This window comes from Rhodococcus sp. IEGM 1351 (genome assembly GCF_030056875.1).
GTDB lineage: Bacteria > Actinomycetota > Actinomycetes > Mycobacteriales > Mycobacteriaceae > Rhodococcus_F > Rhodococcus_F opacus.
This window is the reverse complement of the sequence record NZ_JASHKU010000015.1, coordinates 1-13,727: the sequence shown is the minus strand read 5'-3', so window position 1 is coordinate 13,727 and position 13,727 is coordinate 1. Positions and strand designations below refer to the sequence as shown.

Here is a 13,727-nt window from a genome sequence, read left to right as displayed (position 1 = left end):
CACCACCGCGGCCTTCGCCGGCGGCGCCCTGCTCAGCCAAACCGTGATCGTCCCGACCTGGCTGCCATGGAACCAGCGGAATTCCTGCACCACTTCGCGGTCTACGGCCCCGTCACCGGAGCGGCGGTGTTCCCCTTCGACCTCGCCTCGACAGTGATGGTCGCCATCACCACTTACTCCGCCGTCGAGAGTCATCGACCCGGGCGCCGCGCCTGGACTCTGGCGACCGTAGGCATGGTCGGGACCCCGTTGGTCCTCCCGATCTACTTCGTGGACGCGAACCTCGCCATGCACGACCCTGCTTTCCCACCCGAGGCGGTGCACACAACCCTGACCGACTGGTATCGCTGGAATTGGGTACGCGCGGGTCTGGGCCCAGCCTCGGCCGCCTCAGCATGCATCGCGCTCATCGTCGGCCGCGGCGAGAGCGGCTCCGTACCCGAGACCATCACGCCGAAGTGAGGCGACAGGACTGGGCTTCCCGGGCAGCATCGAATAGCTGTCCGGTGACGAAGCACGTCAACGCGGTACTGCCGTCGGCCCCGGGGTGCAGGTCGCCGCCCACACCTCGATCGACCGACACGTCAACCGGGAATCCCTGCTCCAAGGTCTGCTCGAGAAGGTCACCGACATGGGCGTCACCGTCCTCCAGCACACTGCCGTGGAGACCGTCACTCCCGCAGGCGCGAAGTGGTCGACACAAACGCCGGACCACTCCTTGGACAACGACCACGCGGTCATCGCGCTCGGTGCCGCGACAAACGCGCTTCTCACTCCCCTGGGCATCCAATTGCCGATCATCGGAGCTACTGAGCCCGTACCGGTTTGCGACCGGCCACGCCCGACAGCCTGCCGTCCATCGGCCCGGTTCCCGGTCACCGCGGCCTCTACATTGCCGCCGGTCACTGCATGTTGGGGGTCACCCTGGCACCTGCCACAGCTGAGGGGATCGCCGAAATGGTCACCAGCATCCGGAATCGATGCTTCCTTTCCAGTTGGCAGGACGCATCTGATGACAGAATCAGGTGCACCACTGTTCGTTGCGGACCCTGATCCCGCCCGGGGACGCACGGACGACCGTAGGGATCGCGAGGGAGGACATATTCGAATGCGACGCGTCGTGCGGGCCTTCTGGGGACCGCGGCGGGAGCCGGTCGAAACGCTGGCAGGACAGTGGCGGCAGACGTTGGAGCACGTCACGGAACTGCTGCCGGCGGCTGCGCCACCGGCGCGAGGCGAGTGGCGGCAGGTTCACGCGTCGGGCCCGGACACCGCCTGTGCGCCGGACGAGTTGACAGCGGTACTCCTGGACGCTCAGGGCGCGGAAGCGTGGTCGGACCTGACGGGGACCGGATTGCGACTGATGCACGCGGGTGCGGACGGGTGGGCAGTGGAACTGTCCGGCGTGGCGGGTGGTGCCCCGCAGTTTCTCCTGCAATCACTGGTGATGACGGTCGATGCGCCCGACGGCGCCGTCGTCCCCGAATCCGAACTGCTCGCAACGCTTGCGTCGGTGTGGGAACCGGATTTCGGTGACGTGAGCGACGACGACATTCTCGATGCCCTCGAAGACGACGCCGGCTTCACCGTCGGCGATCCGGTCGTCGGCCGGTTCGGCTATCTGTCCGCGGCCCGCGCAGTCCTGGTGCCCGACGGCCCGGAGGCGGTCCGTCAGGACACGCTGAGCAGCGGCCGGCTTCTGCACATTGCAGCACCGGGCGACGTCGACACGGTTGTTCGCGTATACGGCCGGCTACGGGACGCCGGCGCGCTCGATCCCCTGCGACGTCCGCTCGATCGGCCGACACTGTGAGGTGCTGCGTCGCGCAGCGCTGTGCACAACGCGCCCGGACACCGCAACTACCAGTGCCCGCACCCGGTTCGGACGAGACCCCAAAAAATTCTTCGGCGGCGTGTCGAGAAATCCTGACTGGCTCCGTCTCCACAATGAACGCGACCACAATGGGCCGCACCATCACCGAGGAGAACCACAATGGCCAAGTATCTTCTGCTCAAGCACTACCGCGGCGCCCCTGCTGCGGTCAACGACGTGCCGATGGACCAGTGGACGCCGGAAGAGATCTCGGCCCACGTCCAGTACATGCAAGACTTCGCAGACCGACTCGAAGGCACCGGCGAGTTCGTCGACGGTCAAGCGCTCGCCCCCGACGGGGTGTTCGTCCGCTACGACGGCGAGGGTCGCCCACCGGTCACCGACGGCCCCTTTGCCGAGACCAAGGACCTCATCGCCGGCTGGATGATGATCGACGTCGACAGCTACGACCGCGCCATCGAGCTGGCAGGTGAGCTCTCCGCCGCTCCGGGGGCGGGAGGGAAACCGATCCATGAGTGGCTCGAAGTGCGCCCGTTCCTCACTGCGCCGCCCACCCTCACTGACTGACCTCGAGATCCTCCTCCGGCCCGTACCCCGAAGGTGCTCGCGGATCCTCGGCCGCCGCGGACTCCACCTCGTGGCGGCCGAGACGGAACCGCACCCCACAGTTCTCATAATCGTCGAGCCTCGTGGAGGCAGAAAGGTGTGGCTCGCTACGCGAGTCCAGGTGCCCGATGACGGACAAGACCGACTTCAAGAAAACCCTCGCCGCCTACCAGGCCCCACGAGGCGAGTTCAGGATCGTCGATGTGCCCGACATGCAGTATCTCATGATCGACGGTCACGGCGACCCCAACACCTCACCCGCATTCAGCGACGCCGTCGAAGCGCTCTACCCCCTCGCGTACAAATTGAAGTTCGCCAGCAAGCGTGACCTCGGCCGCGACTATGTCGTTCCTCCGCTGGAGGGCTTGTGGTGGGCAGACGACATGGACTCCTTCACAACGGTGCGGGACAAGTCGCGATGGGACTGGACGATGATGATCATGACCCCGAACTGGGTCGACCAGGCCATGTTCACCACCGCGGTCGAAGAGGCCGGTGCCAAGAACCGCCCGATACGTCTGGACGACGTCCGACTCGAGGCGCTGAGCGAAGGGCGGTGCGTGCAGACACTGCACACCGGCTCTTTCGACGACGAAGCAGGCGTGCTCGCACAACTGCACGACGAGTTCATCCCCGGCAACAGACTATGTGTGTCCGGCAAGCACCACGAGATCTACCTCAACGACTTCCGCAGGATCACGCCCGAGAAGCAACGCACGATCCTCAGGCAACCAATCACCACCGGTGCTGCCTCCGGCACCTGACAACCATGGCGACCCGTGCGCTGGGGCCGGGTAGCAGCATGTGTGGCGGGAACGTCGGCGTCGACAGCTTTGAGTGCATGCTCAGCTCGGTCAGTGCAGCAACCCCGAGGCGAGCAGCCCCGTCCGCAACGCCTCGTACTCGCCGTCGTCGAGGGCAAGTAGCGGGGACCGCACAGTTCTGTTCTGCAGCACTCCGAGCAACTGCAGTGCCCCCTTGACCGTCGTCGCGCCGTAATTGGGGACACCCATGACCGCATGCAACGCCGGCTGCAGGCGGGCATTGATCTCCCGTGCGGTTTCCACATCCCCCGACAAGAAGGCGTCAATCATGGTGCGGATCTCGTCGCCTGCCACGTGACCGAGAACAGAGACAACCCCGCACGCCCCATACGCCAGGAAACCCAGAGTGAGGCTGTCGTCTCCCGAGTAGACCGCATAGCCCAATTCGCGCAACATGATCGCCTGAGTGGGATCTCCGGCGGCATCCTTCACCGCCACCACGGACGGCCACTCCGCCATCGTCTCGAACGTCGACGGCGCCAGCTTGGTACCGGCCCGGCCGGGAATGTCGTAGACCATGACTGGAGCATCGACTGCCTCCACGACGTACCGAAAGTGCTGCAGTACACCCCCCTGGCTCGGCTTGTTGTAATACGGCGTCACGAGCAGCAACCCGTCAGCTCCGAGCATGACAGCCTGCCTCGCCAATTCGAGTGTGTGCCGCGTGTCATTCGTTCCCACCCCGGCAACGATCTTCGCGCGGTTGCCCACCGCATCCTTGACCACTCGCAAGATCCGACCGTCCTCGGCGGTGGTAGTCGTGGCCGCCTCACCGGTCGTCCCCGAGACGACAAGCCCGTCGTGCCCATGATCGACCAGATGTACGGCGATCCGAGCAGTCGCCTCCTCATCGATCTCACCATCCACGGTGAACGCCGTAGCCATCGCTGTGAGAACGCGCCCGAACGGAGCCACCGGCGCTGACGAATCGGTCATCGCCCTAGTGTATGCGCGACGAACCGGCGACAACCCTGACCAGACATCCCCCGGTCACTCGCCGGGAGGGGTTCGGCTTTCGAGCAGCTCAGCAAGCTCGGCGATGGTGATCTCGACGGTACCGAACAGGGGATCACCATCCATGGCGGCACGGGCGACCGCCCGGCCGAGACGTTCTGTGAGGTCGGCATGCAGCTGATCGGTCATAACTCATCAGTCTCCAGGAAAACCCGCGCTGTGTGACCCCATTCCTGCCTCCCGCGGGCCGTCCCGATTCCAGCACCATCGGGTATCTCCGAATTGTACAGAGCCAATGAGACATTGACGCCGCCAGCACGTCTATCGCGGCTGCGCAGACCGACGGCGGTCAGTCGACTACACCGGAGTCCACCATTTCGATGAGACCGCCAAAACAATGCCCATCGGTCGGTTTCTGCTGCAAGAGTCACCACGGGCGAAGACACGCTGGCAGACCCGTACTCGGCGCCCCTGACGAAGGTCCCTCGATCAACCGCCTGTGGCCGCACTCCGTGAAGCGAGATCGCCCATCGCACGGTTGAGGTCCGCACACGCCGGGTACCCACCGGTCATGACCACCGAGCACCTGCCGCGCCATTGCTCTCCGCGGACGGAGGATTACCCCACCGTTCGAATAGTCGCGGCCCGCGAAGCCCAGCTGATGCGGACGCTGGGTCGGGCAGTGACCATCCTCTCGGCCGCTGACGTGCCGTTCGCGGTCGGCGGGGACTGCGCCGTCTACGCCCGCGGCGGACCGCCAGCCGAGCACCAGGTGACCATCATCGCCTCGGACGAACACCTGACCGAGGCACGGACCGCGTTGGCTGCGGGTGGGATGCGGTCCATCGCTTCCTCCCGCCTCGGGTCACGGCAGGTCGTCGGCGGTGATCTCCGGGTCACCCTGCTGTATCCGGCCGGTACCACCGGGACCGGGGAGGGACTCCTCGAGCGGGCCGAGACGATGCGGATCGGGCAGATCTGGGCGCCTGTCCTCAGCGGAACCGATCTGATGATCGACAAACTCCGTCGTCTCGGTTCCCATCGGTGTGATTTCGTGCCGATGCTGCCGGTCGCCCGCGCTTTGCGCGAGCAGGTCGACTGGCCCACCGTGGCGGGGGCCACTGCCGACCTCCCCTGTGCCCGGGCATTTTTGGGGCTGCTCGACGACCTGGCGGTCACAGGGGCGCTGGAGGGGCGGCCCTGACCCACAAGGGCCAGGACCCTGCCCCGCACCAGTGTTCGACCCGTGCACAGTTCACGAACCGGCGGTTCAGTGGTTCGGGCTCACTGTTGCGCGGCCGCCAGCGTGGTGTTCAAAGTCTTGCTCGGCCTCATCACGGCGTCGGCCTTCTCGCTGTCCGGCTGGTAGTAGCCGCCGATGTCGACCGGTGAGCCCTGAACCTCGATGAGCTCCCGCACGATGGTCTCCTCGTTTTCGGTCAACGTCTCGGCAAGGGTGGCGAAACGTTCCGCCAATTCCTTGTCCTCGGTCTGCGCGGCGAGTTCCTGTGCCCAGTACAACGCGAGGTAGAACTGGCTGCCCCGGTTGTCGAGCTCGCCGGTCTTGCGCGACGGGTTCTTGTTCTCGTCCAGCAGCTTGCCGGTCGCCGCGTCGAGCGTCTTGGCCAGGATCTTGGCGTGCTCGTTGCCGGTCTTGATGCCGAGATCTTCCAGGCTGACGGCCAATGCCAGGAACTCACCGAGCGAATCCCATCGCAGGTGATTCTCCTCCACCAGCTGCTTGACGTGCTTGGGCGCCGACCCACCGGCGCCCGTCTCGTACATGCCACCGCCGGCCATCAGCGGCACGATCGACAGCATCTTGGCGCTGGTGCCGAGTTCCAGGATCGGGAACAGGTCGGTGAGGTAGTCACGCAGGATGTTGCCGGTCGCGGCGATGGTGTCCATGCCGCGGATCAGCCGCTCCAGCGTGTAACGCATCGAGCGCACCTGCGACATGATCTGGATGTCGAGGCCCTCGGTGTCATGATCCTGCAGGTACAGCTCGACCTTCTTGATCAGCTCGTTCTCGTGCGGGCGGTACGGGTCCAGCCAGAACAGCACCGGCATGCCGGAGTTGCGTGCCCGGGTGACCGCGAGCTTGACCCAGTCGCGGATCGGCGCGTCCTTGACGGTGCACATGCGCCAGATGTCACCAGCCTCGACGTGCTGGGTGAGCAGCACCTCACCGGTCTCGACATCCACGAAGTTGGCGTCGCCGTCCTCCGGAATCTCGAAGGTCTTGTCGTGCGAGCCGTACTCCTCGGCCTTCTGCGCCATGAGCCCGACGTTGGGGACAGTGCCCATGGTCGTCGGGTCGAACGCGCCGTTGGTCTTACAGAAGTTGATGATCTCCTGGTAGATGCGCGCGAAAGTGGATTCCGGCATCACCGCCTTGGCGTCCTTGAGTCGCCCGTCGGCGCCGTACATCATGCCGCCAGAGCGGATCATCGCGGGCATCGAGGCGTCCACTATGACGTCGCTGGGCGAATGGAAGTTCGAGATGCCGCGGGCGGAGTCGACCATGGCCAACTCGGGACGGTGCTCATGGCAGTCGTGCAGGTCCTGAATGATCTCCTCGCGCTGCGTGCTCGGCAGCGTCTCGATCTTGTCGTAGAGGTCGACGAGGCCGTTGTTGACGTTGACGCCCAGTTCGTCGAACAGCTTCTGGTGCTTGGCGAAGGCGTCCTTGTAGAAGGTCTTCACCGCGTGGCCGAAGACGATGGGGTGCGAGACCTTCATCATCGTCGCCTTGACGTGGAGGGAGAACATCACGCCCGTCTTGCGCGCATCCTCCATCTGCTCCTCGTAGAAGTCGAGCAAGGCCTTCTTGCTCATGAACATGCTGTCCATGATGTCGCCCTCGCCCAGGGTCAGCCCCTCCTTGAGGACGATCGTCTCGCCGCCGTCGGTCACCAACTCCATCCGGACCGTGCGCTGCCGGTCCAGTGTCATCGACTTCTCGCCGTGGTAGAAGTCGCCGTGCCGCATGTGCGCGACGTGACTGCGCGAGGCCATCGACCACTCACCCATGCTGTGCGGGTGCTTGCGGACGTACTCCTTCACCGCCCGGGGTGCGCGACGGTCGGAGTTGCCCTCACGCAGGACCGGGTTGACCGCACTGCCGAGGATCCTGCCGTAGCGCTGCCGGATATCGCGTTCCTCGTCGGTGTTGGGGGCTTCCGGAAAGTCCGGAATCCGGTAGCCCTTGCCCTGCAGTTCCTTGATGGCGGCCAGGAGCTGCGGCACAGACGCGCTGATGTTCGGCAGCTTGATGATGTTGGTCTCGGGCAGTTGCGTCAGCCGACCCAGCTCGGCCAAGTTGTCCGGGACGCGCTGCTCTTCGGTGAGGCGGTCGGGGAACTCGGCCAGGATCCGCGCCGGTACCGAAATGTCGCTGGACTCGACCTCGATGCCCGCGGCACCGGCGAAGGTGCGCACGATCGGCAGGAACGCGTAGGTGGCGAGTAACGGCGCCTCGTCGGTCAGCGTGTAGATGATGGTTGGATGCTTATCGGCGCTCATGATTGTTCTCCCGCGTCAGTTCGTTCCGAGGTCGATAGGCTCCTCGTGAGGCTATCGGTCTCGCGTCGAGTCCAGGTTAGGTGCGACATCATCAGAGCATATTCAAGCGCCCGATTTTGATTCACTTCGACCACTTTGGTTCACCATGCGAACACTCCGCGGTTCACGTGCGCATCGGTCGCGTTCACCGGGACCAGGCTGCGCCCCTCGCCGTCCAGTTTCCGTCCACCATCGGCCTCGCCGAAGCTTCGCCACCATGCACTCCACCGAGGCCTGGCGGGCGCTACCGCGGGCGACCGATCAGGCGATCCGTGCGTCGGAGAGATCACCAGTCCGCGATCACCGGAACCACGCGCTCGCCCAAGATCTCGAGGGGCGTGATCGACGCGACTTGTGGCACCCATCCGTGAACGTGAGTGACTCCCAGCTTCGACAAGTCCTCGAGTTGACCCAGAAGGCTGTCCACGTTCTGTCCACCCGCACCCGGGTCGAGTGGGAACATCACGGTCTTCTCGATGGCGTCGTAGTCGGTTCCGAGAGCGTCGCAGTGGCTCTTCAACACGTCCAGCTTGTGCTCGACCTCGGGTCCGCCGAACAGGTTGCAGGCCTGCGCGTACTGCGCGACCAGCCGAAGCGTCTTCTTCTCACCCCCACCGCCGATCAGAATTGGCGGGTGTGGGCGCCGGAGCGACTGCGGCACGTTCATCGTGCGGCCGAGCTGGTAGTGCGTCCCCTCGAACGGTCCGTCGTTCTCGCTCCACATCTGCAGGCAGATCTGCAGTGTTTCCTCCAACCGTTCGAAGCGTTCGGCCGTGGGCGGGAAGTGGAGCCCGAGTCCCACACTCTCGTCCTCGTTCCAGGCGGCGCCGATTCCCAGGTAGGCACGACCCTTGGACAGGACGTCGAGCGTGGTCACGGCCTTGGCAAGAAGGCCCGGCTCGCGGTAGACAGTCGCGGTGACCCAGGCCAGCAAGTCCACCTTCTTCGTGACGGCAGCGAGATAACCGAGAGTGGTGTAGGCCTCGAGCATCTCGGTGTCGATCGGTCCAACCGGTTCGATCTGCCAGAGATGATCCATGACGCTGATCTTGGCGAAACCCACGTCCTCGGCGGTGACGGCAATGCGAGACAAGTCGTGCGCGAGGGTCGACGGGCCGTCCGGAAAGGTGAAGTCGGCGATGTGCAGTCCAAGTTCCATAGCTCCACGTTAGGCTTGTCGCCGACGACTACCCAGGGATCGTCAGTACCACCTTGGCCTCCCGACAGCCTGATCGATGGTCTCGGTGTCGAGTCCGAGTAGGGTTGCGATTCCAGTGACTGCGGACGGTCCGAGGTGTGCGACGTGGTCGATCCTGTACTCGCGCAGCCAGTTGCACGAATGAGGGCAATCTGGATCTCCCATCCAGTGGCCGGCCCGTGAATCAGATCCCGGCCGACGCGTCCTGGGTGCCGCGCGACGGCGAGGAAAGTCGAGGTCGAGGATCTCCTGCTCGGTAGCATCCCCCCGAATGGCGCTCACCTGCAGGCGAATTCGATGAGCGTTCCGCCGAGAGTTCAGCATGTTTGCGCTTGCGGTCGACTTCGATCCGGACGACGACGCCCGAGAACGCGCCCGCATCGGGTGCTCGCGGACAAGGGAGACCCGTCGAGAGGAACCGGATGTGGCCGCGACGCTCCCCGAGCGTGACGACCAGATCGCTCACCCCCGCAGGAATCCACAGCCGGCCGATCGAGTTCGGCCACGAGCAATAGGAGCGCTACACGGCTCACGGCGAGTGATGGACCTGGCCCCGGAAGTCGACGTGAACGGATTGAACGCCCCGAGCGAGCCGGTCGCGGTGCACGTGGCGGCGGTGCGGGTCTTGCCCCGGTGGATGGTGGGGCGGGAAGGGGATCTAGCCGAAGCCGAATGCGATTGCTGGGAGGTCGAACCCCGTCAGCTGGCGGGATCGTAATGAAACGTGCGCACCTCCTGCGCACACCGGCAGGCAACCGCGATCTTCGCAGCCCATTCCAGTGCCGACTCGCGGGAGGGCAACTCCAATATCGTGTAGCCGCCTTCGAGCTGCTTCGTCTGCGGGTACGTGCCCTCCGTCACCGTGCCATCCCCATCGACCAGGACAGGCGGAACGCTCTCGTCGATTCCACCGCCGAATACCCAGACGCCGGCGTCCTTCGCCTCCTCCACCACCGCATGCGACGCATCCGACGCTGCCTGCAGATCCTCGTCGGGAAAATCCATGGCACCACTCGGGAACGAGATCAGGTACTTCGTCATCGCGCCGACTCCTTCTTCGCACGTCAGGGATCGGACCCATCCTCGCCGACACGGGCCGGCGCGCACAAGACTCGCCCGCCCACCCCGACGGGCGGAACACGCCGTCTCCACGACCGCGCTCACCACACACATCGCACCGCACCGTCCAACCACGCCTGCCTGTGGAACGCACCAACGTATGAACAGTCATGTCACCCCTCACGACTTCGACACTGTGCCCGCAGCATGGCACAACCCGTCCGGGAGTGGTGGCCCTCGCAGACCAGGGCCCCGGCCGTCACATCCGAATCCTCACCCAGAAGACGAACAGGTCATAGATGCCGTGCGCCATGATCGCCGGCCACAACGAGCGGGTGGAAAGGGCCAGGCCCATGTAGACGACACCACCGACCAGTGCCGTAAGGACGTTCGCGGTGCCGTATTCGACGTGGCCCCAGGAGAACCACGCCGTGGAGGCGACGGCGATGGCCGCAACGAGGAAGTGGGCGCCGGGCCGCCAGCGTTGCACGATCAACGGCAGCAGCCGCGCTGCAAGTTCTTCGAGCATGCCAGCGCGGATGAAGGCGTAGACGAAAATCCCGTACACCCCGCTCGACAGAACCAGATCCGCCCGGCCCACGCGCGCCGCTCGGATCCCGGGATCGGTGACCGGAAACACCTCCCCGACCCACCTGTTGATGAATGCGAACTGAAAGAACGCAAGTACCCCCGGAATGAGCAGACACCAGACCGCGATCTTGATGAGTTTCCGCCGGCGCGAGTTCGGGCGAGGACGCCCCAGTCCCAACCATTCAGTGAGATCCCTAGCTCCGAGCGCACCGTCGACGTCGCGGTCGGCCGCAGGACTCCCACCGCGAGGACCCCGTAGAGGAGCGGGCACCCTGCCAGGCCGCCGAGCGCCCACCCCACGTGGGTGGGCGCGTTCCACGCGAAAAGGACCACACCCAGCAACAGCAGGCCGGCCAGCGCGAACCGGCGGACGGTTCGTCGCCGAGATACCTCCGGCCGCGCGTGCTGACCAACTGCCACTGCCCCATAAGCCCTGCCCCTGAGTTACTCCGACCGTATCCGGCTTCGCCGCGCATCCTCGGGGCACCGGCGAGTTCAACCCCAACGACCCGCCGCAGCACCGGGTCAGGTCCACGCCGGGCAGCGCGCCCAGATAGCGGTGCGGAGGTGGACTGCAGTCGATCGCCACCGCCGCGATGATGATTCAGAGCGGGGCAGCCGATGTCGTCATGGCCGGTGGCGTCGAGAGTATGAGCAATGTGGAGTTCTACACGACCGACATGCGCTGGGGCTCAAGGCAAGGCTAGGTCAAACTCCACGATCGGCTCGACCGTGGTCGCGAACGGGCGCAGCCCGTCGAGAGGTTCGGTTACATCTCCGGGATGATCGAGACCGCCGAAAACCTGGCGGCCAAGTACGCCATCTCCCGCGAGGCCGCCGACGCTTTCGCGGTGCAGAGCCAACATCGGGCCGCGGCCGCCTGGGCCGAGGGTCGGTTCGACAACGAGGTTGTCCCCGTCAAAGTTCCGCAACGAAAAGGCGAAACGATCGTCTTCGACCACGACGAGGGCATCCGCGGTGACACCACTCCCGAAAAGCTCGCGCGGCTCCGCACCGTCATACCCGATGGCACCGTCACCGCTGGCAACGCCTGTCAGCAGAACGACGCCGCCGCCGCATGCCTCGTCGTCGCCGAAGACCAACTCGACAGACTCGGGCTCGAGCCGCTCGGCTTCCTACATGGGTGGGCGACTGTGGTTGCGACCCGGCGGAGATGGGCATCGGCCCGGTCCCCGCCGTCCAAAAATTGTTCCGCAAGCATGGGCTGAGCTCGACGATATCGACCTCATCGAGATCAATGAGGCCTTCGCCGTCCAGGTCCTCGCTGTCCTCCAAGGGCTGGGACACGAGGACCAATCCAACGTCAACGTCAACGGCTCCGGCATCTCACTAGTAGTACTTTGTTAGCTCGGCGTGTCGGCTCGAGTTTTCGTGGCCTTCTCGAGAGCATGCGGGCATGGATACAGCCGCTCTCGACCGGGTCGGGGAACAGTTGGATGCGTTTGTCGGTGAGGTGTTCTCGTCGCTGGCGCGTAAGGATCAACGGGAGAAGGCGGGACTGTATGCGCGGGGGTTGATGCTCGACGGGCGGCGGAAGTCGATGCAGCCGATGGCGCAGCGGTTGCGGGTCGATCATCAACAGTTGCAGCAGTTCGTGACCACCTCGCCGTGGGATGTGGTTCCGGTGCGGAAAACGCTGTCCCGCCGGGCGTGTGGTCTGATCGACCCGGATGCCTGGGTCATCGATGACACCGGGTTCATCAAGGACGGACCCGCTTCGCCGGGCGTGGCCCGCCAGTACTCGGGCACCCTCGGCAAGGTCGGCAACTGTCACTTGCTCCTCTGTCAAGCAGCGGTAGCGGAGCCCATCAATGGTCGGTCTGCGAGCATGGCGCGATAGACGACATCGGAAAGCCTGCGCTTGAGGATGCGCAGAGCTTCCATGCCACCGTCGCCGTTGGCCTTACGCCGGGACATGAGTGCACGAGCATCGTCGTGGCAATGAGCCTGGGTGAGTGCGATGATATGGATTGCTGCATTGAGCCGCCGATTTCCCGTACGCGAGAGACGATGTCGTGCGCGGTTCGACGACCACACCGGCAGCGGTGCGGTTCCGTTATGGCGGGCGAAGGCATCCTTGGACCGGAAGCGATCAACGCCGGCGGTCTCACCGATCAGCTTGGCCGCCGTCAGCGGCGCGCATCCGGGGATGGCCAGCAATGACGGTGCCAGCACCGTGATTCGGGTGGTGATCTCGGTGGCGAGTTCCTTGATCTCGACGGTGAGGCGCCGGAGATGGTCGACGAGGCGCGTCGCCAAGTCCGACACGAGCCCCGACAACTCCGACAGGAAGGCCTCGATCTTGTCGTAGGCGCTGGCCCGATCCAACCTCTTCGGCGGTGTCCAGCCAGGATCGAGTTCGTGCAGGTGCCAGCGCAACCGCCCGATGATGCGAGTCCGTTCGGCGACGAGATCGTCCCTGTGATCGACCAGCAGCCGGACTTCTCGCTCCATACCGTCGAGACGGGCTTCCGGTAGGTTTGGCTCCCGAAGTGCGGCACGAGCCACCGCGAGCGCGTCGATCGGATCAGACTTTCCGTAGGTACGGGCACCGTCGCGCACATTCGCCATCAGCTTCGGCGGCACCCGCACGACCCGTTCTCCGGCGGCCAACAGGTCCCGCTCCAGGCGGCGGCTCAGGTGCCGGCAGTCCTCGACCGCCCACATGCGATCGTCGCATTGTTCCGCGCCCCAACGCAGCAGCGCCAGATGGTCCTTGCTGGTGGTCCGAATGGTTCTCGTCGACAGCTGGCTTCCGTTCTGATCGGCGACAACGGCCGTATGGGTGCGCTTGTGCGCATCGATCCCGATGACGATCATGGTGGTATGTCTCCTGCCCTGCTAGTGGGTGGGATGGCATGGACCGGTCGATCGGCATATCCCAGTCGGGGCGACGCCACGCTCCTCTCAAGCCAGGTCGGCCGGTCCTTGTCGTGTCGACCGGCCGCAGAACTGACAGAAGCCACGAAGGCAGATCGCGCGGTAGAGCGAACCGGTCAACACCTTCAATGGTGACACTGGGATCGCGGTCAGCGTGCACGCGGCCACCGATGCGGCGTCCGCCCCGCTGGACTGG

13 protein-coding genes and 4 pseudogenes are annotated in these 13,727 nt (G+C 65.0%); 9 read left to right on the top strand and 8 right to left on the bottom strand.

What is annotated here, in order from left to right; translation table 11 throughout:
- Positions 1–66 precede the first annotated feature (66 nt).
- The 6 genes and pseudogenes from QM806_RS24750 (at position 67) to QM806_RS24730 (ending at position 3,204) form a co-directional block, all read left to right on the top strand.
- On the top strand, positions 67–462 hold the full coding sequence (locus QM806_RS24750) for a hypothetical protein (protein WP_054247981.1): 396 nt from the start codon (positions 67–69) through the stop codon (positions 460–462).
- 85 nt (positions 463–547) lie between these two features.
- Positions 548–721, top strand: a pseudogene (locus QM806_RS41755) (hypothetical protein); the annotation flags it as partial.
- Between the two features lie 104 nt (positions 722–825).
- Complete coding sequence (locus tag QM806_RS24745; RefSeq protein ID WP_240482966.1) at positions 826–1,053, top strand: FAD-dependent oxidoreductase; 228 nt, start codon at positions 826–828, stop codon at positions 1,051–1,053.
- Positions 1,054–1,108: 55 nt separating this feature from the next.
- Positions 1,109–1,813, top strand: a complete 705-nt coding sequence (locus QM806_RS24740) for a hypothetical protein (RefSeq protein WP_043790449.1) — start codon at positions 1,109–1,111, stop codon at positions 1,811–1,813.
- Between the two features lie 180 nt (positions 1,814–1,993).
- Positions 1,994–2,401 carry a YciI family protein gene (locus QM806_RS24735; RefSeq protein ID WP_167118311.1) on the top strand — a complete coding sequence of 136 codons (408 nt, stop codon included), beginning with the start codon at positions 1,994–1,996 and terminating at the stop codon, positions 2,399–2,401.
- A gap of 167 nt (positions 2,402–2,568) precedes the next feature.
- Positions 2,569–3,204 (top strand): GyrI-like domain-containing protein, encoded by a 636-nt coding sequence (locus tag QM806_RS24730; RefSeq protein ID WP_242322926.1) that lies wholly within the window; start codon positions 2,569–2,571, stop codon positions 3,202–3,204.
- 90 nt (positions 3,205–3,294) lie between these two features.
- Here QM806_RS24730 and dapA read toward each other — a convergent pair whose 3' ends face one another.
- Both dapA and QM806_RS24720 read right to left on the bottom strand, forming a co-directional pair.
- Positions 3,295–4,200 (bottom strand): 4-hydroxy-tetrahydrodipicolinate synthase, encoded by a 906-nt coding sequence (gene dapA / locus QM806_RS24725; RefSeq protein ID WP_120661009.1) that lies wholly within the window; start codon positions 4,198–4,200, stop codon positions 3,295–3,297.
- A gap of 54 nt (positions 4,201–4,254) precedes the next feature.
- The gene (locus tag QM806_RS24720) at positions 4,255–4,407 is read right to left on the bottom strand and encodes a hypothetical protein (RefSeq protein ID WP_164709591.1); all 153 of its coding nucleotides are present in this window, start codon (positions 4,405–4,407) and stop codon (positions 4,255–4,257) included.
- A 382-nt stretch (positions 4,408–4,789) separates the two neighbouring features.
- Between QM806_RS24720 and QM806_RS24715 the strand changes: the two genes are divergently transcribed.
- On the top strand, positions 4,790–5,422 hold the full coding sequence (locus QM806_RS24715; protein WP_242322924.1) for a hypothetical protein: 633 nt from the start codon (positions 4,790–4,792) through the stop codon (positions 5,420–5,422).
- A gap of 80 nt (positions 5,423–5,502) precedes the next feature.
- Here QM806_RS24715 and QM806_RS24710 read toward each other — a convergent pair whose 3' ends face one another.
- From QM806_RS24710 to QM806_RS24690, 5 genes and pseudogenes are all read right to left on the bottom strand, one after another.
- Positions 5,503–7,743: an NADP-dependent isocitrate dehydrogenase gene (locus QM806_RS24710; protein WP_283293170.1), complete on the bottom strand. Its 2,241-nt coding sequence runs from the start codon at positions 7,741–7,743 to the stop codon at positions 5,503–5,505.
- Between the two features lie 325 nt (positions 7,744–8,068).
- Positions 8,069–8,941 (bottom strand): LLM class F420-dependent oxidoreductase, encoded by an 873-nt coding sequence (locus QM806_RS24705; protein ID WP_133984100.1) that lies wholly within the window; start codon positions 8,939–8,941, stop codon positions 8,069–8,071.
- Positions 8,942–8,998: 57 nt separating this feature from the next.
- Positions 8,999–9,207: pseudogene (locus tag QM806_RS24700) on the bottom strand (MmgE/PrpD family protein); the annotation flags it as partial.
- A 472-nt stretch (positions 9,208–9,679) separates the two neighbouring features.
- On the bottom strand, positions 9,680–10,021 hold the full coding sequence (locus QM806_RS24695) for a YciI family protein (RefSeq protein ID WP_120661007.1): 342 nt from the start codon (positions 10,019–10,021) through the stop codon (positions 9,680–9,682).
- Between the two features lie 277 nt (positions 10,022–10,298).
- Positions 10,299–10,679: a CPBP family intramembrane glutamic endopeptidase gene (locus QM806_RS24690; RefSeq protein ID WP_133984102.1), complete on the bottom strand. Its 381-nt coding sequence runs from the start codon at positions 10,677–10,679 to the stop codon at positions 10,299–10,301.
- Between the two features lie 508 nt (positions 10,680–11,187).
- On the opposite strand from QM806_RS24690, the pseudogene QM806_RS24685 reads away from it, so the two are divergent.
- Together QM806_RS24685 and QM806_RS24680 are read left to right on the top strand one after the other, a co-directional pair.
- Positions 11,188–11,983 (top strand): annotated as a pseudogene (locus QM806_RS24685) (acetyl-CoA C-acyltransferase); the annotation flags it as partial.
- 64 nt (positions 11,984–12,047) lie between these two features.
- Positions 12,048–12,455: pseudogene (locus QM806_RS24680) on the top strand (transposase); the annotation flags it as partial.
- Here the strand turns inward: QM806_RS24680 and QM806_RS24675 are convergent.
- Positions 12,437–13,471 (bottom strand): IS110 family RNA-guided transposase, encoded by a 1,035-nt coding sequence (locus QM806_RS24675; protein ID WP_095870785.1) that lies wholly within the window; start codon positions 13,469–13,471, stop codon positions 12,437–12,439. The pseudogene QM806_RS24680 and the gene QM806_RS24675 overlap by 19 nt on opposite strands.
- Positions 13,472–13,727: the final 256 nt, after the last annotated feature.

Coding starts and splice junctions, on each gene's coding strand:
- QM806_RS24740 (WP_043790449.1), top strand. CDS start 1,109: ATGCGACGCGTCGTGCGGGCCTTCTGGGGACCGCGGCGGGAGCCGGTC.
- QM806_RS24705 (WP_133984100.1), bottom strand. CDS start 8,941: ATGGAACTTGGACTGCACATCGCCGACTTCACCTTTCCGGACGGCCCG.
- QM806_RS24750 (WP_054247981.1), top strand. CDS start 67: ATGGAACCAGCGGAATTCCTGCACCACTTCGCGGTCTACGGCCCCGTC.
- QM806_RS24675 (WP_095870785.1), bottom strand. CDS start 13,471: ATGATCGTCATCGGGATCGATGCGCACAAGCGCACCCATACGGCCGTT.
- QM806_RS24720 (WP_164709591.1), bottom strand. CDS start 4,407: ATGACCGATCAGCTGCATGCCGACCTCACAGAACGTCTCGGCCGGGCG.
- QM806_RS24695 (WP_120661007.1), bottom strand. CDS start 10,021: ATGACGAAGTACCTGATCTCGTTCCCGAGTGGTGCCATGGATTTTCCC.
- QM806_RS24710 (WP_283293170.1), bottom strand. CDS start 7,743: ATGAGCGCCGATAAGCATCCAACCATCATCTACACGCTGACCGACGAG.
- QM806_RS24735 (WP_167118311.1), top strand. CDS start 1,994: ATGGCCAAGTATCTTCTGCTCAAGCACTACCGCGGCGCCCCTGCTGCG.
- QM806_RS24715 (WP_242322924.1), top strand. CDS start 4,790: ATGACCACCGAGCACCTGCCGCGCCATTGCTCTCCGCGGACGGAGGAT.
- QM806_RS24730 (WP_242322926.1), top strand. CDS start 2,569: ATGACGGACAAGACCGACTTCAAGAAAACCCTCGCCGCCTACCAGGCC.
- dapA (WP_120661009.1), bottom strand. CDS start 4,200: ATGACCGATTCGTCAGCGCCGGTGGCTCCGTTCGGGCGCGTTCTCACA.